16 protein-coding genes and 1 pseudogene are annotated in these 20,749 nt (G+C 66.8%); 7 read left to right on the top strand and 10 right to left on the bottom strand.

Translation table 11 applies throughout. The annotated features are described in order from the left end of the window. Positions 1 to 175: 175 nt before the first annotated feature. Both EJC49_RS12720 and EJC49_RS12715 read left to right on the top strand, forming a co-directional pair. Entirely contained in the window at positions 176 to 2,254 is a 2,079-nt protein-coding gene (locus EJC49_RS12720; protein ID WP_126700311.1) for a hydantoinase/oxoprolinase family protein, read from the top strand. Then, positions 2,251 to 3,942, top strand: a complete 1,692-nt coding sequence (locus tag EJC49_RS12715; protein ID WP_126700310.1) for a hydantoinase B/oxoprolinase family protein — start codon at positions 2,251 to 2,253, stop codon at positions 3,940 to 3,942. The genes EJC49_RS12720 and EJC49_RS12715 overlap by 4 nt, the downstream gene beginning before the upstream one ends. A gap of 16 nt (positions 3,943 to 3,958) precedes the next feature. Here EJC49_RS12715 and EJC49_RS12710 read toward each other — a convergent pair whose 3' ends face one another. The 6 genes and pseudogenes from EJC49_RS12710 to EJC49_RS12685 all read right to left on the bottom strand — a co-directional run bounded on the left by EJC49_RS12710 (position 3,959) and on the right by EJC49_RS12685 (position 11,373). Further along, positions 3,959 to 4,408, bottom strand: coding sequence for a MarR family winged helix-turn-helix transcriptional regulator (locus EJC49_RS12710; protein WP_126700309.1), 450 nt, complete (start codon positions 4,406 to 4,408; stop codon positions 3,959 to 3,961). After that, positions 4,405 to 4,989: an amino acid synthesis family protein gene (locus EJC49_RS12705; RefSeq protein WP_126700308.1), complete on the bottom strand. Its 585-nt coding sequence runs from the start codon at positions 4,987 to 4,989 to the stop codon at positions 4,405 to 4,407. Before EJC49_RS12705 ends, EJC49_RS12710 begins: the two co-directional genes overlap by 4 nt. Positions 4,990 to 5,215: 226 nt before the next feature. Beyond that, positions 5,216 to 6,064, bottom strand: a pseudogene (locus EJC49_RS12700) (UPF0280 family protein); the annotation flags it as partial. Further along, positions 6,061 to 7,590, bottom strand: coding sequence for a 6-hydroxynicotinate reductase (locus tag EJC49_RS12695; RefSeq protein WP_126700306.1), 1,530 nt, complete (start codon positions 7,588 to 7,590; stop codon positions 6,061 to 6,063). The pseudogene EJC49_RS12700 and the gene EJC49_RS12695, both read right to left, overlap by 4 nt. A 187-nt stretch (positions 7,591 to 7,777) precedes the next feature. Then, positions 7,778 to 10,513 carry a molybdopterin-dependent oxidoreductase gene (locus EJC49_RS12690; RefSeq protein ID WP_126700305.1) on the bottom strand — a complete coding sequence of 912 codons (2,736 nt, stop codon included), beginning with the start codon at positions 10,511 to 10,513 and terminating at the stop codon, positions 7,778 to 7,780. Continuing rightward, complete coding sequence (locus EJC49_RS12685) at positions 10,510 to 11,373, bottom strand: FAD binding domain-containing protein (protein WP_126700304.1); 864 nt, start codon at positions 11,371 to 11,373, stop codon at positions 10,510 to 10,512. The genes EJC49_RS12690 and EJC49_RS12685 overlap by 4 nt, the downstream gene beginning before the upstream one ends. 189 nt (positions 11,374 to 11,562) lie before the next feature. Here EJC49_RS12685 and pncA point away from each other — a divergent pair, with 189 nt between their 5' ends. The 5 genes from pncA to EJC49_RS12660 all read left to right on the top strand — a co-directional run bounded on the left by pncA (position 11,563) and on the right by EJC49_RS12660 (position 16,400). Beyond that, positions 11,563 to 12,162 carry a bifunctional nicotinamidase/pyrazinamidase gene (gene pncA / locus EJC49_RS12680; RefSeq protein ID WP_126700303.1) on the top strand — a complete coding sequence of 200 codons (600 nt, stop codon included), beginning with the start codon at positions 11,563 to 11,565 and terminating at the stop codon, positions 12,160 to 12,162. A 488-nt stretch (positions 12,163 to 12,650) separates the two neighbouring features. Beyond that, a complete protein-coding gene (locus EJC49_RS12675) occupies positions 12,651 to 13,124 on the top strand; it encodes a MarR family winged helix-turn-helix transcriptional regulator (protein WP_170314703.1) in 474 nt (157 codons plus the stop codon). Between the two features lie 91 nt (positions 13,125 to 13,215). Beyond that, positions 13,216 to 14,061, top strand: coding sequence for a nucleoside triphosphate pyrophosphohydrolase (mazG, locus tag EJC49_RS12670; protein WP_126700301.1), 846 nt, complete (start codon positions 13,216 to 13,218; stop codon positions 14,059 to 14,061). A 516-nt stretch (positions 14,062 to 14,577) separates the two neighbouring features. Further along, positions 14,578 to 15,276, top strand: coding sequence for a hypothetical protein (locus EJC49_RS12665; protein ID WP_126700300.1), 699 nt, complete (start codon positions 14,578 to 14,580; stop codon positions 15,274 to 15,276). Further along, positions 15,273 to 16,400 (top strand): DNA cytosine methyltransferase, encoded by a 1,128-nt coding sequence (locus EJC49_RS12660; RefSeq protein ID WP_126700299.1) that lies wholly within the window; start codon positions 15,273 to 15,275, stop codon positions 16,398 to 16,400. Before EJC49_RS12665 ends, EJC49_RS12660 begins: the two co-directional genes overlap by 4 nt. Positions 16,401 to 16,663: 263 nt before the next feature. Here the strand turns inward: EJC49_RS12660 and hflX are convergent, their stop codons facing one another. From hflX to trkA, 4 genes are all read right to left on the bottom strand, one after another. Then, positions 16,664 to 18,046, bottom strand: coding sequence for a GTPase HflX (gene hflX / locus EJC49_RS12655; protein WP_425358812.1), 1,383 nt, complete (start codon positions 18,044 to 18,046; stop codon positions 16,664 to 16,666). Then, the gene (gene hfq / locus EJC49_RS12650) at positions 18,047 to 18,295 is read right to left on the bottom strand and encodes an RNA chaperone Hfq (protein ID WP_126700298.1); all 249 of its coding nucleotides are present in this window, start codon (positions 18,293 to 18,295) and stop codon (positions 18,047 to 18,049) included. Between the two features lie 140 nt (positions 18,296 to 18,435). Further along, positions 18,436 to 19,296 carry a D-amino-acid transaminase gene (locus EJC49_RS12645; protein WP_126700297.1) on the bottom strand — a complete coding sequence of 287 codons (861 nt, stop codon included), beginning with the start codon at positions 19,294 to 19,296 and terminating at the stop codon, positions 18,436 to 18,438. Between the two features lie 57 nt (positions 19,297 to 19,353). After that, entirely contained in the window at positions 19,354 to 20,730 is a 1,377-nt protein-coding gene (gene trkA, locus EJC49_RS12640) for a Trk system potassium transporter TrkA (RefSeq protein WP_126700296.1), read from the bottom strand. Between the last annotated feature and the right edge of the window lie 19 nt (positions 20,731 to 20,749).

Raw genomic sequence — 20,749 nt, 5'->3', positions numbered from 1 at the left:
GGGGTTCCATAGCACGAAACGGTGCCGGATTCCCACGGGGTGACAATGCGACGGCGAGGCGCGCCCTTGCTCCCCGGAATTATTAGTATACAAATGATTTTCGGGTCAAGGCGCACGGGTAGTCTGCCATTCCAAACTGCGCCCATCCCTGAGGTCGTGGTTGCGGGAAACGGGCATGGACGAGAAAAACGGCGCATCATCCGAAAGCGTCGTCGCCGGCGTGGATGTCGGCGGGACCTTCACCGACCTGATCCTGATCGACGGCGCCAGCGGCGGCAAGGTCCATCTCGCCAAGACCCCGACGACCCTCGACAACCAGGCCTTCGGCGTCATCCGCGCGATCGAGGCGACCAGCTTTCCGATCTCCGACATCGACCTCCTCGTCCATGGCACGACCACCACCACCAACGCGGTCCTCGAGCGGCGCCTGGCGCGCACCGGCATGATCACCACAGCCGGTTTCCGCGACGTGCTCGAACTCGGCCGGCGTACGCGCCCCCAGCCTTATGGCATGACAGGCGTCTTCGTGCCCTTGATCCAGCGCAATCTCAGGCTTGAAGTCTCCGAGCGGCTCGAAGCGACCGGCACTGTCCGCACCCCGCTCGACGAGGAGGGCGTCCGCGCCGCCGTCCGGCAACTGCTCGACGCCGGCTGCGAGTCGCTCGTCATCCACTTCCTGCATGCCTATGCCAACCCCGCGCACGAACTGCGTGCCGCCGAGATCGCGGCCGAAATCTGGCCGAACGACCACGTCACCATGGGCCACGCGCTCCTGTCGGAGGCGCGCGAGTTCGAACGCGGCGTCACCGCCGCCGTCAACGCCTCGGTCCAGCCGATCCTGAAGCGCTATGTCGAGCGGCTGCGCCATGAGTTGCAGACGCGCGGTTATCGCCGCGAATTCCTGATCATGAACGGCAATGGCGGCATGATCTCGGCTGCGCGCGTCACCCGCGAGGCCGCGAAGACCGTGATGTCGGGCCCGGCATCGGGCGTCATGGCCGCCGCCTACACCGGGCGACGCGCCGGCTTCGACAACCTCGTCACCTACGACATGGGCGGCACCTCGACCGACGTGGCGCTGATCCGCGGCGCGCGGCCGGCGGTCTCCAACGAGATCGAGATCGAATACGCCATGCCGATCCACGTTCCGATGGTCGACGTCCACACGGTCGGGGCCGGCGGCGGCTCGATCGCCCGCGTCGACGATGCCGGCCTGCTCCAGGTCGGTCCCGAGAGCGCCGGCGCCACGCCCGGCCCGATCTGCTACGGGCGCGGCGGCGTGGAACCGACCATCTCGGACGCCAACCTTCTGCTCGGGCGGCTGAACGCGAAGAAGCTCCTGTCGGTTGCCAATGCCGCCAGCGTCCGGGACATCGGCGTCATCTTCGCCGACAGGCTGGGCAGGCGGCTCGGCGTCGATGCCGTCTCGGCGGCCGGCGCCGTGCTCACCATCGCCAACATGAAGATGGCCGGCGCCATCCGCATGGTCTCGATCGCCAAGGGCAACGACCCGCGCGACTTCGCCCTCTTCGCTTTCGGCGGTGCGGGACCGCTGCACGCGGCGGCGCTTGCCCGCGAACTCGGCATTCCCAGGGTCCTCATCCCGGCGCGCCCCGGCATCACCAATGCGCTCGGCTGCGTCGTCGCAGACCTGCGGCATGATTTCGTCCGCACCGTCAACCAGCCCGTCGCCGGCCTCGACGAGGCGGCCATGCAGGCCATTCTCGCCGCCCAGGCGGCCGACGGCATGGCGCTGATCGACGCCGAGGTGGTCAAGCCGCAAAGCGTGCAGGTGCTGCATTCGGCCGACATGCAGTTCGTCGGCCAGACCCATCTCCTCAACGTGCCCCTGCCCTCCGGCACGGTCGATCGCGCCACGCTGCAAGCCCTGTTCGAGCAGGCCTATTTCGCCCGCTTCAAGGTGGAACTCCCCGAGATCCGCGCCAGCCTCGTCAACCTCAACACGTCCGTCATTGGTCTGCGTGCCCCCCTCGACCTGTCGACGCTGATCGATCCGGCCGGCCGCGCGGCCGATCTCGCCAGCGCCCTGAACGAGGTCCGTCCCGTCTGGTTCGACGGCGCCTTCATCGACACGCCGGTCTATGCCCGCGAACGCCTGCCGCTCGACGCATCGCTCGATGGCCCGGCGATCCTCGAGCAGATGGACGCGACCACCGTGCTGCCGCCCGGCGACCGGCTCGAAACCGATGCCGATGGCAATTTGATCATCACGATCGGAGGCGCAACCGCATGACCAAGCCGCTCGACGCCATCACGCTCTCCGTCATCCAGGCGGCACTCGCCCAGGTCTGCGACGAGATGGACCTGACCTTCTCGCGCGCCGCCTTCTCGCCCGTCATCGCCGAGGCCAACGACCGCTCCGACGGCATCTATTCGGCCGAGGACGGGTCGCTGATCGCACAAGGGATTGGTGGCCTGCCGGTCTTCGTCGGGGTCATGCAGTACTCCACCCGCACCATCATCGAGATGATCGCCGACGGCCGCTGCCAGCCGCCGGAGGAAGGCGACATCTACATCGTCAACGACCCCTATCTCGGCGGCACGCATCTGATGGACGTGCGCTTCGCAATGCCGGTCTGGCGCGACGGAAAGATCTTCTGCTGGCTCTCCAACACCGGCCACTGGCCCGACATCGGCGGCTCGGTGCCGGGCGGTTTCTCGGCGTCCGCCACCGCCGTGGAGCAGGAGGGCCTGCGCCTGCCGCCGGTCAAGCTGTTCAAGCGGGGAAAGCTCGACCCCGAGATCCACGCCATCATTGCCTCCAACATCCGCATCGCCGATCAGCGCATCGGCGACATCAAGGCGCAGGCCGCCGCTCTGATGGTCGGCGCCGAGCGGCTCGCCGGCATCCTCGACCGTTATGGCGACGACACCATCACCGCAGCCATCGCCGAGCTGCGCCGCCGCGCCGCCGACCAGATGCGCGCCCGCATCGCCGAGATCCCGGACGGCACCTGGCGCTCGACCGCCTTCGTCGATTCCGACGGCGTCGTGAACGAGCCGCTGACCATCGCGCTCGCCATCGAGAAGGCGGGCGACACGCTGACCTTCGACTTTGCCGGCTCCAGCGCGCCCTGCGCGGGGCCGATGAACTCGGTGCTGGCCACCACCTTGTCGTCGGTCTATCTGGCGATCCGTCACATCTTCCCCGACGTGCCGATCAGCGCCGGCGCATTCGAGCCGCTGATCGTGAAGCGCCCCGAGGGCACCTTCCTCGACGCGCAATACCCGCGTCCGGTCTCCGGCTGCGCGGCCGAGGTGTCGCAGCGCATCGCCGAGGCCGTCTTCGCCGCCATGGTGCAGGCCGTGCCCGACAAGGTGACGGCGGCGCCCGCGGGCTCGTCCGGCAATTTCGCCCTCGGCGGTTTCGATCCGGCGCGCGGGCGCGGCTACGTGATGTATCAGATCTCCGGTGGCGGTTATGGCGGCAATGCCGATCATGACGGGTTGTCGAACGGCTGTTCCACCATCGGCATTTCGAAATCGCCGCCGATCGAGGTCATGGAACAGGCCTATCCGATCCTCTACCGCCACTACGCGCTGCGCGAGGGCTCCGGCGGCGCCGGGAAGCATCGCGGCGGGTTTGGCCTCTCCTACGAGATCGAGCTCCTGCGCGGCGAGGCGCGGGCCTCCTTCGTCATGGACCATGGCCGCTTCGGCCCGCAGGGCGCGCTCGGCGGCGGCGACGGCGCGGTCAACACCGTCACCGTCTGGCGCAGCGGCATCGCGCACGTGCCCGAACACCTGTCGAAGGAACAGGACATCCCGATGAAGCCCGGCGACCGCGTCAGCGTCGGCACCCCGGGCGGCGGAGGCTATGGCGATCCGGCCATGCGCGACACGGCGCTGGTGCGCCGCGACGTCGAGATGGGGTATTATACGGCGGAGGAAGCGGCGGAGAGGTTCGGCGCGGGGGGCTGACGGCTCATTGCCACCCTCACCCCATCTTCGCCAGGAGCCGCATCAGCGTCGCCGCCTCGCGCGCGGTCAGCGGCGACAGCGTCTCCTCGGTCACGGCGCGGGCCACCGGAACAAGGCGCGCCAGAGCCTCGGAGCCGGCCTGTGTCAGCGACACCACGATCCGGCGCCGGTCCTCGTCATGGTTGCGGACCTCGACCAGTCCCCGCCCCTTCAACCGGTCGATCACGCCCTTGATGGTCGCGGCATCCATCGCCACCAGCGTGCCGAGTTGGTTCTGCGAGGTCTCGCCCACCTCGGCCAGCTTGGCCAGTGCCGCAAATTGCGGCGGCGTCAGGTCGCCGATATGGGTCGCGAAGATCGCCAGGTGCCGCTGGTTGGCCTTGCGCAGCACGAACCCCACCTGGTCCTGGAGCCTGTAGTCCGCAGGCTCCGGCTTCACCAGCTTCAGCGCCTTGACCGCGCTCATCGCAAACCGTCCTCGCCGGTCACCTGGAACGCTTCCAGCCCGCCCATGCGCGAATGCACGCGTCCGCCGCAACTCATCGCCAGGCAAAACAGGATCTCGTCGGCGCGCGGCCCGTCCGGCGCCGTCACCGTGATCGCATCGAAATGGCTGCGTACATAGGCGGCGTTGACGTGGCCGAGCGGCACGTCGAGGCTCGCCCCGAACGCGCCGACCTTCATCGCCGACGGCACGATCGCCTTCGACGGCTCGATCCGCCCGCGCATGGCATAGCCGCCGGGCACGTGCCAGAGCGCGCCATGCTCGATCTCGCCGGCGGTGCCGACGATGGCGCCCTTGCCATAGGCATCGATGCGCGCCGCGTCGTCGCCGAAGGCCCGGATCAGCTTGTCCGTCAAGAGCAGGCCGAGCGGCTCCAGGTCCTTCATCGCCGGCTGCAGGTTCGGTTCGTGGCGGCCGGCGAACGGGTTCCGCACAAGCGCCATCGCCACGCCGCGTCGCCGCGGCTCGCCCACCGCCGGCCCGCCGTCGTGAAAGATATCCTCGACGGTGGCGATGATCTTGCGAATGGGAAATTCAGGCATGTTTGCTCTCACGGAAAACGCGCGATCGATGATCACGCTTGCTGTCGGACAAGCGCTTTGCGGCGCCCCCCTCTGGGCTGCCGCCCATCTCCCCCACACGGGGGGAGATCGGCAGCTTCGGCGCCGCCGCATTTCCTGCGCCATCGGTGATTTGCGAAACCCGACGTGAAGGCGATCTCCCCACCCGTGGGGGAGATGCCGGCAGGCAGAGGGGGGCGCGAAGGAACGCAGCCTCTGTCGATCGACACACCCGCCCTTCCCCCGCCAGAAACAGCGCCGCCGCCGCGATCCACCCGCGCCGTCGAAAATCCTCGGCCACGGCCAGCCCCCGCTCCAGCGCCGCGCCTACCTCGCCCTCCGTCAGCACGCCGACCGAAACCGTCACCAGCCGCTTGCCCAGATCGCTGTCCGGCGAAAGCTCGACAGCCGGCATGCGACCGATCGCCTGATGTCCCGGCAAATCCACCGCATTGGCGATCAGCGTCGCGGCGACGTCGGCGCTCGCCGCATCGCGCGCCAGAACCGTCACCGCATCGGCGATGCCAAGCGAATGGCTGCGGCCGCGCCAGCCCGAGGTCGCCACGCCGCGCACGGCGTCCTCGGCGCACACCGTGACGCGATCGGCCATGGTCTCGTCCTTGCCGCCGATGGCGAGCCCGAGCGATCGTCCAGGCGCCAGATGCAGCGCGATGTCGCCGCCGTCATTCACATAGGCGCGGTCGAGCCTGCGCCCGGCCACCATCGCCGCCAGCACCTCGTCGGCCACCGCGCCCGCCACCGCCGCCATCGGCGTGACGAACATCGCGCCGTCGTCGCTGAACCGGCGCGCGGCCGTCTCCATGCGCCGCGCGGTCGCGCCGACGAAGCCACGCGCCGCCGCCCCGCCCGGCCGTCGCAGGTCGGGCAATTCCCCCACCAGTTCGCTGAGCACGGTCGCAAACCGCGCGGCCGCCTGTTCATAGGCCGCCTGCCGCTCGTCGTCGTCCCCGAAGGCCTCGACGATCAGGTCGATCGGCCCGTGGTTCATGTGCAGCCGCCGTCCGTCGGGCAGCCAGGCGATTTGCGGACTGGTCATCGCGGCCCAGCCCGGCGAAGCTGCGCCAGCGGCGGCCACGGGTTCCCGGCCGGCGCGCCGCTCACCTGGCGCGGGCTGCGATACTCGCCGCCCGTCTCCAGCACGTCCGCCACGGTCCGGATCTCGTCGCCATAGCCGCCGAGCCGCAAATAGTCGTCGCGCCGCAGCGTGAACTCGATCGGCGCCACCAGCGCCGGCGTCGGGACGGAACCGAAAGCGTTTTCAGGCGTGCGCATCACGTCCACCATGATCGTGATGCCGCCGCCCGGCCAGACATAGACCGGCGCGCCGCCGCAGGTGACATAGGTCTTCAGGCCTTGCACCGACCGCGTCAGGTTGACCGGGTTCTCCGTCACGCCGGCCCTGAGCGAGCCGCCCGCGCCGGCCATGAACAGCACGGTGCACAGCGCCGGTTCGCAATTGTCTTCAATCAGTTCGACGGATTTCCGCAACCGATCCGGAAACGGTTTCCCGACCGGCTTCAGGTCCTCGTCCAGTTCGAAGTAGGCGAACTGCTCCCCCGTCGTCGACACCATCAGGAGCGACAGGCCCGTCCGGGCGCCCTTCTTCGGGTTCCAGTCGCCCAGGATCTGCAGCGGGTCGGTGATCGTCGTCCCGCCCCAGCCGAGCCCCGGCTCCGACACCTTGAAATAGCGTCCCGGCGTCGAGCGCCGGCCGACGATCTTGATGCCTGTGTCCTCCCAGCCCAGCACCTTGCCCGCCTGGTGCTCCGACACGACGCCGGTGATGTGGTCGTCCACCACCACCACCTCGTCGACCAGCCCGCGCCATTGGGTGGCGAACATGCCGATGGTGGCCGAGCCGCAGCCCACCCGCATGCGGTGCTCCGGCGTGCCGTCGATCACGGGCGCCTTGCCGGCCTCGACGATCACCGTCGCGCCGCCATCGATGGTCAGTTCCACCGGCTTCCTGTTGCACAGGTCGAGCATCGCCTCGCAGGTGGCGCGCCCCTCCGCCTTCGAGCCGCCGGTCAGGTGATGCACGCCGCCGAGCGACAGCATCTGGGAGCCGTACTCGGCGGTGGTGACATGGCCGATCGCCTCGCCCTTCGCCCGCACGATCGCCGTCTCGGGGCCGATGTGCCGGTCGGTGTCGATCTTCACCTTCACCCCGCAATAGGAGAAGATGCCTTCGGTCACCACGGTCACCAGATCGACCCCTTCGACCTCCTGGCCGACGATGAAGGGCGCCGGCTTGTAGTCGGGATAGGTCGTGCCGGCGCCGATCGCCGTCACGAAGGGCCGCGCGCCCTGCAGCAGGCCGCCGTCCCAGTCCTCTCCTTCCACCATGAAGGGGATCGCCTTGCCGCCCACCTCCTCGGCATGGTGGAGGATCGTCACCGGGTCGAGCCGCACGATATGGCCCGCGCGATTGCCATAGCGGTCGCAGGCCCCGGTGCGGCCCTCGGCGATGTAGCACATCACCGGGCAGGCATCGCAGCGGATCTTCTCGGCTGATGGCCGCGGCGCATCGATCGGCTCGAACCGTTCGGAGAGCTCGTTCATGGGGATGCCCTCCGGTAGCGCGAATCACCCCCACCCCTCACCCCTCCCCACAAGGGGGAGGGAGACACCGGCGGCGTGCCATGCAAGCGCGAGCCAAGTCTGGCGCGGCGTGGATCGTCCCCCTCCCCCTTGTGGGGAGGGGTAAGGGGTGGGGGTAGTCTCGCGCCAATGCCGACGATCAACCTTCTCATCGCCGCCTCCGCATCGCCGCCAGCACCCGCGAAGGCGTCGCCGGCAATTGCGTCACCAGCGCGCCGGTGGCGTCGCGGATGGCGTTGAGGATCGCCGGCGCGGTGGGGATCAGCACGTGCTCGCCCAGCCCCTTGGCGCCGAACGGTCCTTCGGGGTCCGGCACCTCGATCAGGATCGTGTCGATCGGCGGCACGTCGCCGATGGTCGGGATCAGATAGTCGTGCAGGTTTTCCGTCCGTCCCGGGACGTATTCCTCCATCAGCGCCATGCCGATGCCTTGCGCGATGCCGCCCTCGATCTGCCCCTCGGCGAGCAGCGGATTGATGGCGCGGCCGACGTCATGGGCGGCGGTGATGCGCACCAGCTTGACCGTGCCGAGCGTCGTGTCGACGTCGAGCTCGACGATCTGCGCGCCATAGCCATAGACCGCATAGGGCTTGCCCTGCCCCTTCGCGTCGAGCGGCACCGTAGGCGGATCATAGCTCTCTTCCGCCATCAGCACATAGCCATGGGCGTTCTCGGAGAGCGTCGACAGCTCGATGCGCCGCCGCGCCTCGCCCTCCGCCACCAGGATCGCGCCACCCTCCAACGTGATGGTCGCGGCCTCCGAGACGTTGGCCGCGCGCAGGATCGTCTCACGCAGCACCCGGCCCGACTTCTCCGCCGCCTTGCCGGTGATGAAGGTCTGGCGCGAACCGGACGTCTTGCCGGCGTCGGGCGTGATCGCCGTATCGGCGCCCTCGACGCGGATCGACGCCAGCGGCACGCCCAGCGCATCGGCGCAGATCTGCGTGATCACCGTGTTCGACCCCTGGCCGATGTCGACCGCGCCCTGGTGCAGCACCAGATCGCCCGCCCGCGTGATGCCCAGCCGGATCGTCGACGGGTTCGGAATGCCGGTGTTGCCGCAGCCATACCAGCAGGAAGCGACGCCGACCCCGCGCCGCACCGCTCGATCCTCCCCGTTGATCCGGGCAGCCTCGGCCAGCGCCCGCTCCCAGGCCGGCTTCAGCGCTTCGAGGCACTCGACGATGCCGACGCCGCTCTCCATGGTCTGGCCCGCCACCGTCGTCTGGCCGTTGCGCAGCGCATTCCTCAGGCGAAACGCGAGCCGGTCGATGCCGAGCTTGACAGCGAGATCGTCGTAGAGCGTCTCCTGCATGATCGCCGCCTGCGGCACGCCAAACCCGCGAAACGCGCCCGAAATCGGCCCGTTGCTGTGGATCGCCCGGCCGATCGCCCGATAGGTCGGCGTGAAATAGGGGCCGGATGCATGCACCGGCACGCGCACCGCCACCGTCGGTCCCCAACTCGCATAGGCGCCGGTGTTGAAATCGCCCTCGAACACCATGCCGGTGATGCGACCGTCCGCATCCGCACCGATCGACGCCCGCATCGAACCCGGATGGCGCTTGGTGGTCGACATCATCGATTCGGCGCGCGTGTAGGTCAGCGCCGCCGGCCGGCCGGTCTTCAGCGCGACCAGCCCGATTAGCGGCTGCACCGACAGGTCGAGCTTGGAGCCGAAGCCCCCGCCGGTGGCCGTCGGCACGATTCGCACCTTTTCCGGCGCGAGGCCGAGCACCTTCGCCGTGTCGTCGCGATCCATGAAGGGCGATTGCGTGCAGGCGGTGATCACCAGAATGTCCCCGTCCATCGCCGCGAAGCCGGCCTCCGGCTCGATATAGGCGTGCTCGACATAGGCGGTCTCGATTTCGCCGGTCACCACCACCTGCGAGGCCGCCAAAGCGGCATCCGCGTCGCCGCGCTCCACCCGACCCGCCACCAGGACGTTGCCGGGCCGGTTCGCGTGAAAGGGTTCGGAAGCGAGCGCGGCGGCGACGTCCAGCGCATGCGGCAGCTCGGACCAGGTCACCGGGAAATCGGACAAGTCGAGCGCATCGACCGCGTCCTTCTCGCCCGCGATCACCGCCACCGCCTCGCCGCGAAAGCGGGCGACGCCGTCGGCCAGCGCCGGCTGGTCGGCATAGGCCGGAATGACGCCGAAGCGGTTCTCGCCCGGAATGTCCTTGGCCGTATAGACCGCGACGATGCCCGGATGCGTCGAAACGAAGCCGTCGAGATCGCCGAACGAAAACGACGCGTGCCAGTGCGGCGACCGGATCACAGCCACCGACAGCGCGCCGGCCGGCCTGACATCGGCGCCGAAGCGTTCCTCGCCGGTCACCTTCGGTCGCCCGTCGAGCCTGAGCATCGCCGCACCGACTGCCTGGCCCGCGTCCGGCGGCTGGTTGTGATGCCGGTCGGGCAAATGTGCGTTCATGACCGCTTCGACGATCTTCCTGTAACCGGTGCAACGGCACAGCACCCCGCCGAGCGCGTCCTCCACCTCGGTCTCGCTCGGCGTCGGGTTTCGCTCCAGCAGCGCCGTCGCTGCCATGAGGAAGCCCGGCGTGCAGATGCCGCACTGAGCCGCGCCGTGACGCAGGAACGAATCCTGCACCGCCGACAGCGATCCGTTGGCCAGTCCTTCCACGGTCGTGATCCGCCGGTTGCCGACCTGGGCGACCGGCATCAGGCAGGCGCAGACCGGTTCACCGTCGACGAGCACGGTGCAGGCGCCGCAATCGCCCGCGTCGCAGCCGACCTTGGTGCCGGTGCGGCCAAGATCGTCGCGCAGGACGTTCGAGAGGCGGGCAACCGGCGAGACCGTCACCGTCACGGGCGCGCCATTGAGTTCGAAGGTGATCGGTACCGATGGAAAGCTCATGCTGCCACGCCCCGTTCATCCGTCGACGCAAAAGCGCCGGCGAGCGCCCGGCCGACGATCTCGCGCGCCGCCTCCAACCGGTACGCCGCGCTGCCGCGCACGTCGGCGATCGGCGACAGCCCGGCGAAATGGCGATCGCCGATGATCGCAAGCGTCGAAGTGTCCGCCGGGCGGCCGACCAGGTCCTCTTCCAGCACCGCCAGCCGCCGGGCCACCGGCGAACAGGCGCCGACGGCAATGGCGCAACCGGCGATCCGCCTGTCCGCATCGATCTCCACCCGAGCCGCCGCCATGGCGATCGAGATCACCAGATAGCGCCGCGCGCCGAGCTTGAAGAAGCTCGACCGCCCCGCCGTCGACGCCTTCGGCACACGGATCGCGGTCACCAGTTCGTCCGGCGCGCGCGCCGTCTGGCGATTGCCGAGCACGAAGCTCGACAAAGGCAACCGACGCATCCCGCGCACCGACGCCACTTCCACCTCCGCATCGAGCACCATCAACGCCGGAACGCCGTCTGCGGCCGGAGAGGCATTGCAGAGATTGCCGGCAATCGTTCCCGTGTTCTGGATCTGGACCGAACCCACCTCGCGCGCGGCGAGCTTCAGCGCGTCGAAACCCATTGGTAAGCGCTCACGCACGATGTCGGCCCAGGTCGTGGTGGCGCCCATCACGATATGGCCGTCCTCCTCGCGCACGCCGCGGAGCATCTCGATCGCGCCGATGTCGAGGATGTTCTCGGCAATGGGCCGCACGCCCTGCGCGGGAAAAAAATCCGTGCCGCCGGCCAGCACCGTCCAGCCGCCTTCGGCCAGAAGGGCGATGGCTTCGTCGGGCTTCGTCGGCCTTGCGTAGCGTGGCATGCGTCGGTCCCCCCGCGGTGCCGTACCGCGCCGATCCGGGCGTCCCGGGTGCGCGTCGAGCGTCGCGAAATTCATTCGCATACAAATGATATCAGGACGGCGGCGCTTGTCAAAGCCGCCTCACCTGCGCCACGATGGGCAAACACCGCGCGCCGCAGCCGGCGTCGTCGGAAGCAATGGAGCTTGCCCATGGCGCAGAGCGCGCTCATCGTCATCGATGTCCAGACCGATTTCTGCCCGGGCGGCGCGCTCGCGGTTGCCGACGGCAACGCCATCCTGCCGGTCGTCAACCGCATGATCGCAAAAGCCGATCACGTCATCCTGACGCAGGACTGGCACCCCGCCGGCCATTCGAGCTTCGCCTCAAGCCACGCCGGCAAGGCGCCTTTCGAGACGGTGACGATGCCCTATGGCGAGCAGACGCTGTGGCCCGACCACTGCATCCAGGGAACACCCGGCGCCGCCTTCCACCCCGCGCTCGACTGGACGAAGGCCGAACTCGTCATCCGCAAGGGGTTCCGGCCAGCCATCGACAGCTATTCCGCCTTCTACGAGAACGACCATTCGACGCCGACCGGCCTTGCCGGCTACCTGCGCGAACGGGGCCTGAGCGAACTGACCCTCGTCGGTCTCGCCACCGACTACTGCGTCGCCTATTCGGCGCTCGACGCCGTGCGCGAGGGCTTTGCGGTCACCGTTGCCATGGAGGCCTGCCGCGCGATCGACCTTGGCGGCTCGCTGGCCGCGATGACCGATCGCATGAAGGCCGCGGGCGTCACGCTCGCCTGACCAGCCCCCTGGCGGCGGGCGACTCGGCGCCTTTCCCGCAGCCAGCGGGGGCATTGTTGCGCCGTTTTTTCGGCGCGGCCTTTCCCAACGCAACTTATTTCATGTCCAGACGTTTGATGGCCAAGGGATGGAAGAGGCGGGCCGCGGCAAAGATCACCGCGACGATGCGTTTCACCTTCGGCAATAGAGCGGACGACCGGTTGCGGGAATGATTGGCGCACGCATCGTTGCATGGCACTTGGTCTGATCCATACAACCTGTGAGAACAGTGCCTTATGTATCCGGGGCAGTCTTGAGACCTCGCCCGCGCGCCTGTGGATTTTATGGAGATATCCGGCCTCAAGTTTTATTCGTCACGGGGCCGCAGCGCATCAATCCCGGCTCTTGCCGAACATACCATTCAGAAAAGCGATTGCTGATTTGCTCTTGCATCGCCGGCCTTTCGTGGCTAACCAGTTGATATAAAATGTATTGAGGACGTGATGCGCGTGAATGACGAGACCGAGAGCGCCGTTGCCCAACGCCTGGATCAGGGGATCCTGCATGGTCTTCTCGGGCGCCAGCTGCGCGTGACGTATCTCGCGGTGTTCCGCACCATCGAGGAACAGCTGACCGGGCTGGGAATCACGCCACAGCAGTTCGGACTTCTGGTCATCGTCGACCGCAACCCTGGCGCGCGCCAGACCCTCATCGCCAAGGCCCGCGGCCTGGACAAGTCGACCCTCGTTCCGATGATCGACAGGCTTGAGCGCGACAACCTTCTGGAGCGCCGTCCGCTCGCCACCGACCGGCGCATCCGCGCGATCTGGATCACCGAACGCGGCCGCGAGGTGCTGCGCAAGGCCGTGCCCATCGTCCAGAAGGGCGACGACCTTTTGCGCGCCCATCTCAGCGAGGGCGAACTGGCCGAACTCATCCGCCTGATGGAAAAGGTCCGCGAGGGGCTGGGCGTCACCGACTGATGCTCGGGGCTTTGGCGCGCAAGCCTGTGGATAGCCGGCCGCCATCCAGCCCTCCGGTTGGCGCGCGCGGCGCGGAAGGATAGGGTCCCCCATGCTTCCCGCCAAGGACATCGCCCGCCTCATCGAGATCATGGCCGCGCTGCGCACGCCGATCACCGGCTGTCCGTGGGATCTCGAGCAGGATTTTTCCAGCATCGCGCCCTACACGCTCGAGGAGGCCTACGAGGTCGCCGACGCGATCGAGCGCGGCGACATGGACGACCTGCGCGACGAGCTGGGCGACCTCCTGCTCCAGGTCGTCTATCACGCCCGCATGGCCGAGGAGGCCGGCGCATTCGCCTTCGGCGACGTGGTCGAGGCGGTCACCGCCAAGATGATCCGGCGCCATCCGCATGTCTTCGGCGATGCGCAGGCGCGCGCGGCCGGCTCCGCCAAGGGCATGTGGGACGCGATCAAGGCTGAAGAGAAGGCGCTGAAGCGCGAGGCGAGGCTTTCGCGCGGCCTGCCGGCCGAGGATCACGGCCACGGCTTCCTCGACAGCGTGCCGGTCGCCCTGCCCGCCCTCGCGCGCGCCCGCAAGCTTCAGGACAAGGCGGCCAGGGTCGGCTTCGACTGGAAGGAGGCCGCCCCCATCCTCGACAAGATCGAGGAAGAGATCGGCGAGCTGCGCCGCGCCATGGCCGAAAACGATGCGAAAGCCACCGCCGACGAGTTCGGCGACGTCTTGTTCGCGCTGGTCAATTTCGGCCGCCACGCCGGCATCGAGGCCGAGACCGCGCTCCACGGCACCAATGCGAAATTCCGCCGCCGCTTCCACTTCATCGAGCGGGAACTCGCGGCGAGCGGCAGGACGCTCGGCGAGGCGACGCTGGACGAGATGGAGGAGTTGTGGCAGCGGGCGAAGATCGCCGAGCGAGCCGGAGAAGACGACGGTTAAGGGTGAAAGCCCGAGAACAGGTTCGTCGCGCTGCGGCGGAATTGGGGGTGGAATGCGGACTGACGGGGCTTGGTACTACGTTCGAGAATCCTGCCGTTCAAGTTACTCCCGTACTCCAACGGCTATCCGCCCCTATTGCGGCGTCTAGGCGTGACAGTGACATCCGGAAAGCTGCTATTCGAGTACGCGCCGCAACAGGATTGATAGTCTAGGAAAAAACTCGATTCGAGTACAAAAACGGCATATCTAGATGTTCCCTTTATGTTCTTTTCTTGCTATGGATGTCTGATGACAGACGAGACCGACCTTGATGCCACTGCGCCAAAGCGCCGCCGCGCGGCCAAGCAAGATGCTGTCGCGCCCGTAAAGGGCAAGAGCCTGCAGAGTCACGGTAAGAATTAGAAGGTCTATGTTCCGGTCATCCAGAAGCTGTTTCAGGACCGTTGGCGGCCAGGCGCCGCAACTGTGGTCTTCTCACTCGATGACGTTCGCACGGCTGTCGAGGCAGTACGCGCGGTGTCCGACAATCCCGATGCTATCTCCGCACGCAATGCGGCCGATGTGGTTTACCGTATGCGTTCCCGGACGGTGCTGCCCGACGAAATCCTGTCTAAGGGCTTCCACGTCCTACGCGCCATCGGGCGCGGGCTATATCAGTTCGAAAAGGCATCGAGCGGCATTATGGAAGTGCCGGTCAGCGAACTCACGCCCGCGATCGATCAGACTCCGATGCCTGTGAGAAGGCTGCTGCCCGAAACGATGGCAGAGATGGACGAACAGGCATTGCTGTCGGTTGTCGGCTATTGCCAGCTTCTAGACCATTTCACCGGTATGAAAATATATCGACTACGCTCCCATGTGCGGAAGAGCGTGCCCGGCATCGGTCAAGCCGAACTCGATGCAATCGACGTCGGCATCGCATCGGGAGATGACGACGTACCCGTGGTATTCCCGATCGAAGCTAAGGCCGTGTCGGACGAGCTCAACCGTGTCCAAATCTACAACATGATTCAGTATGCGGCTCACTATTTCCCCGGCCTGAAGGTTCGGCCGCTCGCCGTAAAAGTTGATTACCAGTCGGCCATTCATATCATGGAATTCAATGTTGCATCGCGGCCAGGCGATCTTCGCATCGTCCGGTCTACCAGCTACGCTATCAACACGTCGGAGGCTCAAATCGCGATGATCCGCGCAACCAATGTGCCGAAACAATGACGAAGCCGATCGGGATTGAACTGTTCGCCGGCTGCGGCGGGCTTTCCACCGGGTTTCTGGATGCGGGCCTCAATGTGGCCGCCGGATTCGAGCTCGATGCTCGGGCCGTGGACGTATACAATTATAACCACGACTATCGCGGAAGCACGGGCTTCATCGCCGATCTCAATGTCGCAACCGGATGCGAACTTCTTCGGCTGGCAAACTTAAAGACCGTCGATTTCATCGCTGGTGGCCCTCCCTGTCAGCCGTTTTCGATCGCCGGCAAAAGGCAGGGCAAGCGAGACATTCGAGCAGATCTGATCGGTCATTTTATCAGACTCGTGGACGAGCTTCGGCCGTCGGCTTTCATGCTCGAAAACGTGCCCAATCTCGCGGCGATCTCGGGCGGCGAGTTTCTCGACGAGGTCAAGGCCGAACTGCGAGCGCTCGATTATTCCGTCGATCATTGTGTCGTGTCGGCTGCGGAATTCGGCGTACCGCAGAACCGAAAGCGCCTTGTCGTGCTAGGCGTGATAGGCAGAAAACCGGTGCGCTTCCCAGGCCCGACGCATGGCTCGGCCAACCGTCCCTATCTCTCGGCCTCAGACGCGATAGACGATTTGCCCGACGCAGGCGAGTTCGGTGAAACCGGCATCTACAACCACGAACCTACCTTGCATTCGGCCGACATGGTCGCCCGTTTGAGCGCTTTGGAGCCGGGAAAGCGCGAGCGCGGATCGTTTCACGATCGTTTGCATCCCGAGCGTCCGTCGTACACGCTTCGCGCTGGATCGGGAAATTTCAGTCCGCTACGGCCGGTTCACTACAAGCACCATAGAGTCGTCACGGTGCGCGAGAGCGCGCGACTTCAAGGCTTTTCAGACGATTTCCGTTGGCCGGATCGGATTCCCCGTTTGCAGCAATACCGTCAGGTGGGAAATGCCGTTCCACCACCGATGGCCAAAGCCTTTGCGGAATGCCTAGCCGACCAAATGGGCTGGCAACTGGACCCAGAAGCGTTTGCAGGCGATCCCACTGCGCGTGCCCCGGCAAACGTACTGAGTGATGCGGAAAGGAAAGCCCTACGCGCTGTGAGAATGCGTGGAGCCTCGCTCGGCAAGGTCGCCCTTTCGAGAGGCTAAAGACGTCGCTCGTTCGGTTGAAATCCGATTCTAGTGAGCGAGCCGAGTACATCTGCATCGCGTGTCTGGCAGACAAAATAGTCGCAGAGCGGCGTTGACGGCGTATGAGTGGAGCCGCTGAAAAAAGGACGCGTGTGCCGTTTGGCGGAAGCGAACGAGCGTTAGATTTATGGCAGCAACGACAGCACGTCGAACGGTCATCAATCGGTCGGAATTGAACGCGCCCGGCCCCTCCAGGCTTCGCTTCTGACGCCCCGCCCCCCTCACCTCCCGCTCAACCGCTCCTCCACCTCGTCGCGCATCGACTGCGTCACGCGCAGCCTGAGCTCCATGCCGCCGTCCTCGAGGTCTTCGCGGGCGAGCACGTCGGCGTTGCGGTAGAGCCAGTCGATCAGGTTCATGCGCTCGGGCGTCAGGTGCACGGTCATCTCGGCCAGTTCGCCGGACAGCCTGGCCTCCACCTGCCGCATCAGCTGGTCGACGCCCTCTCCGGTGATCGCCGAGACGACGATGGGCGACGGGGCGCCGTCGCTACCGCCCGACAGGACCAGCCGCTCGCGCGTGCCGGCGTCCAGGCGGTCGACCTTGTTCCACACCTCGATCACCTTGCCGTCCGGCGACACCTCGACGCCGAGGTCGGCGAGAATCCGCTCCACGTCCTCGGCCTGGGCGGCCGTGTCGGGGTCGGAAATGTCGCGCAAATGGATGACGAGGTCGGCCTCCACCACCTCTTCCAGCGTGGCGCGGAAGGCGGCGACGAGATGGGTCGGCAGGTCGGAGATGAAGCCCACCGTGTCCGACAGGATCACGGTCGCGCCATGCGGCAGCTTCACCCGGCGCAGCGTCGGGTCGAGCGTGGCAAACAGCATGTCTTCGGCCAGCACGGCCGCGCCGGTCAGCCGGTTGAACAGCGTCGACTTGCCGGCATTGGTGTAGCCGACGATCGCCACCACCGGGAACGGCACCTTCTTGCGCTTGGCGCGGTGCAGCTCGCGGGTGCGCTTCACCGTTTCCAGCTCGCGCTTCAGCTTGGTGATCTTGTCTTGCAGGATGCGCCGGTCGGCCTCGATCTGGGTCTCGCCGGGACCGCCGAGAAATCCCGCGCCGCCGCGCTGGCGTTCCAGGTGGGTCCAGCTGCGCACCAGCCGGCCCTTCTGGTAGTTCAGGTGCGCGAGTTCCACCTGCAGCGTGCCTTCCTTGGTGCGCGCGCGCTCGCCGAAGATTTCCAGGATGATGCCGGTGCGGTCCAGCACCTTGGCGTTCAACCCCTTTTCGAGATTGCGCTGCTGCACCGGGGTCAGCGGGTGGTCGACGACGACCAGCGTCGCCCCGGTTTCCTTGATCGTCTCGGCCAGTTCTTCGATCTTGCCGGTGCCGATCAGCGTCGCCGGGCGCGGATCGTTGACCGTGACGATCTCGGTATGGACGGGCTCGAGGTCGATGGCGCGGGCAAGGCCCACGGCCTCGTCATGGCGCGCCTCGGGCGACCGAGTCAGCCGCGGCCGGCCGGTGTGCTCGTCGTCGTCGCGGTGATAGCGGGGCAGGACCGGCACGATGATGATGGCGCGCGTGGCCTTGGCCGGAAGGCCGTCGGCCTGCCGTTCCTTTGCCCCCTGCTGGCGCCCACCCGGACTGTTTGCGTCCAATCAGCTATCCCGACCGGCATCCTCACCATCGAACATCTGAACCGGCTGGCTCGGCATGATGGTGGAAATGGCGTGCTTGTAGACGAGCTGCGAATGTCCATCGCGACGCAGCAGAACGCAGAAATTGTCGAAGGAGGTGACAACTCCGGTGAGCTTGACGCCGTTGATCAGGAAGATCGTGAGAGGATTCTTGCTCTTCCGGACCGAATTGAGAAACAAGTCCTGAAGGTTCTGCGAACGTTCCGCCATTTTTCTTATCTTCCGCCGTTCCCCTAGCCCGTGCACGACGGCGTCCAGCTGACGACGCTCGATCCAAGCACACGGAAATGACCCGCCTCCGAAATGCGCGCCAAACCCTTGCGCGTCATTCCCCTAGGCACAAGCGGTTATCAGGCTTGGCATTTTTCCGCAACGTCAAAAAAAGCCGCCCGCAGGGAAAGGACCATGCTGCCGGGATGGCCGTTGGCGATCGGGCTTCCGTCGATCTCCACCACCGGCATGGCGATCGTCGTGGCCGACGAGATGAAGGCCTCACGCGCCGCCTTGGCCTCGGCCACGGTGAAGCCGCGCTCCTCCACGGCGAGGCCGAGCCCGGCGGCGACCTCCAGCAGGGTCGTGCGGGTGATGCCGCGCAGGATGCCGTGCTCGGCCGGACGGGTGACGAGCCGGCCATCGGCCGTGACGATCCAGGCGTTCGACGATCCGCCCTCCTTCACCGTGCCGTCGGTGTCGACGAACCAGGCCTCCTGCGCGCCCGCTTCCTTGGCCGCCTGCTTGGCCAGCACGTTGGGCAGCAGCCCGACCGACTTGATGTCGACGCGGTCCCAGCGGTTTTCCGGCACGGTGATCACCTTGATGCCGGTTTCGGCGCGGCGGGCGGCAATCGCCGGGTCCACCTTCCTGGCGGTGATGACCACCGCCGGAGCCGCCTGCGCCGGAAACAGGAAGTCGCGCGGCGCCACGCCGCGCGTCACCTGCAGGTAGACGAGGCCGTTGAGCACGCCGTTGCGGTTCACCACCTCGCGCAGCACCAGTTCGAACGCCCTGCGGTGCATCGGCCAGGCGATCGAAAGCGCGCGCAGCGAGCGGTCGAGACGGTCGAGATGCCGCTTCATGTCGACGATGTAGCCGCGCGCCACCTCGCACACCTCGTAGACGCCGTCGGCGAACTGGTAGCCGCGATCCTCGACATTCACCGCGGCATCGGCGTGCCGGACATAGCGACCATTGACGTAGGCGATCCGCGGCATCGTGTCCCCGCAAGGCTTGTAGGCCTGCTCCGCCCGATGCGAAGCCGGCCGGATTGATCAGAAGAATTCGAGACTGACCCGGAACATCTGCTCCACCTGGCGCACGGCGGTGTCCATGGCGAAGATGATGACGCGGTCCTTCGGGCGGATCAGCGTCGAGCCGTTGGGCTTGATGGCCGTGCCGTCGCGATAGATCATGCCGAGCCGCATGCCGTCGGGCAGCTTCAGGTCCCGCAGTGGCGAGCCGACCAGCGGCGACGTCTCCAGCGCCTCGGCCTCGATGATCTCGGCGGTGCCGCGCTGGATGCTGTGGACGGCGCGGATTCGGCCGCGGCGGACGTGCTGCAGCACGCGGCTGATGGTCACCGAACGCGGGTTCACGTGGGCGTCGATGCCCAGCGTGCGGGTGAAGTCGTGATAGGTCGGGTTGTTGATCAGCGCCAGGTTGGACTTGCAGCCCAGGCGCTTGGCCATCACGCTCGCCAGGATGTTCACCTGGTCGTTGTTGGTCAGCGCCACCATCAGGTCGGCGTCCTGGATGTCGGCTTCCAGCAGCAGCTTCTGGTCCAGCGCGCTGCCATGCAGGACCACCGTCCGGCGCAGCTTGTCGGCGATCGCGATGGCGCGCTCGCGGGTGTCCTCGATGATCTTCACCTTGGTACGCGACTGGCGGGCCTCCAGCGCCTTGGCGACGTAGAGCCCGATGTTGCCGCCGCCGCCGATGACGATGCGCAGCGCTTCGGCCTCCTCGTGGCCGAACAGCCCGAGCGTGCGGCGAACCTGGTCCTTGGACGTCACCACATAGGCGACGTCGCCCGCCACCAGCTGGTCGGCCGAATGCGGGATGAACAGGCGGTTGTTGCGCCACACGCCCACCACCGTCGACGGCAGGTCCGGAAACAGGTCGGACAGCTGCGACAATGGCGTGTTGATGACCGGGCATTCCTCCAGGCATTCGATCGCCACCATCGCGACCTTGTCGTCGGCAAAGCGCACGACGTCGGTGGCGCCGGGAATGGCGATGCGGCGCAGCACCATCTCGCCCACCTCGATCTCGGGCGAGATGATCACGTCGATCGGCAGGTTCTCGCGCGAGAACAGGTTCTGGTAGTGCGGCTGCAGATAGGACTGGGCGCGGATGCGCGCGATCTTGGTGGGAATGTTGAACAGCGAGTGCGCCACCTGGCAGGCGGTCATGTTCACCTCGTCGTAGAGCGTGACGGCGATGAACATGTCGGCCTGCTGTGCGCCGGCCGCCTCGAGCACGTCGGGGTGCGCGCCATGGCCGACGAAGCCGCGCACGTCGAGCTGGTCGCGGATGGTGCGAATCAGCTCGGGTGACGTGTCGATGACCGAGACGTCGTTCTGTTCGGCCGCGAGCCGCTCGGCGATCCCGTAGCCGACCTGGCCCGCGCCGCAAATGATCACACGCATGTCTGGCTCCGAACCGCAG

Origin of the sequence: Aquibium carbonis (assembly GCF_003970795.1) — a bacterium.
In the GTDB taxonomy this organism is placed as follows: domain Bacteria; phylum Pseudomonadota; class Alphaproteobacteria; order Rhizobiales; family Rhizobiaceae; genus Aquibium; species Aquibium carbonis.
Note: the sequence above shows the minus strand (reverse complement) of the source record. Positions and strands in the feature narration are given on the sequence as shown.

Bases quoted from the DNA above. Each gene is read 5' to 3' on its own strand.
- EJC49_RS12720 (WP_126700311.1), top strand. From the start codon at position 176: ATGGACGAGAAAAACGGCGCATCATCCGAAAGCGTCGTCGCCGGCGTG.
- EJC49_RS12715 (WP_126700310.1), top strand. From the start codon at position 2,251: ATGACCAAGCCGCTCGACGCCATCACGCTCTCCGTCATCCAGGCGGCA.
- EJC49_RS12710 (WP_126700309.1), bottom strand. From the start codon at position 4,408: ATGAGCGCGGTCAAGGCGCTGAAGCTGGTGAAGCCGGAGCCTGCGGAC.
- EJC49_RS12705 (WP_126700308.1), bottom strand. From the start codon at position 4,989: ATGCCTGAATTTCCCATTCGCAAGATCATCGCCACCGTCGAGGATATC.
- EJC49_RS12695 (WP_126700306.1), bottom strand. From the start codon at position 7,590: ATGAACGAGCTCTCCGAACGGTTCGAGCCGATCGATGCGCCGCGGCCA.
- EJC49_RS12690 (WP_126700305.1), bottom strand. From the start codon at position 10,513: ATGAGCTTTCCATCGGTACCGATCACCTTCGAACTCAATGGCGCGCCC.
- EJC49_RS12685 (WP_126700304.1), bottom strand. From the start codon at position 11,373: ATGCCACGCTACGCAAGGCCGACGAAGCCCGACGAAGCCATCGCCCTT.
- pncA (WP_126700303.1), top strand. From the start codon at position 11,563: ATGGCGCAGAGCGCGCTCATCGTCATCGATGTCCAGACCGATTTCTGC.
- mazG (WP_126700301.1), top strand. From the start codon at position 13,216: ATGCTTCCCGCCAAGGACATCGCCCGCCTCATCGAGATCATGGCCGCG.
- EJC49_RS12660 (WP_126700299.1), top strand. From the start codon at position 15,273: ATGACGAAGCCGATCGGGATTGAACTGTTCGCCGGCTGCGGCGGGCTT.
- hfq (WP_126700298.1), bottom strand. From the start codon at position 18,295: ATGGCGGAACGTTCGCAGAACCTTCAGGACTTGTTTCTCAATTCGGTC.
- EJC49_RS12645 (WP_126700297.1), bottom strand. From the start codon at position 19,296: ATGCCGCGGATCGCCTACGTCAATGGTCGCTATGTCCGGCACGCCGAT.
- trkA (WP_126700296.1), bottom strand. From the start codon at position 20,730: ATGCGTGTGATCATTTGCGGCGCGGGCCAGGTCGGCTACGGGATCGCC.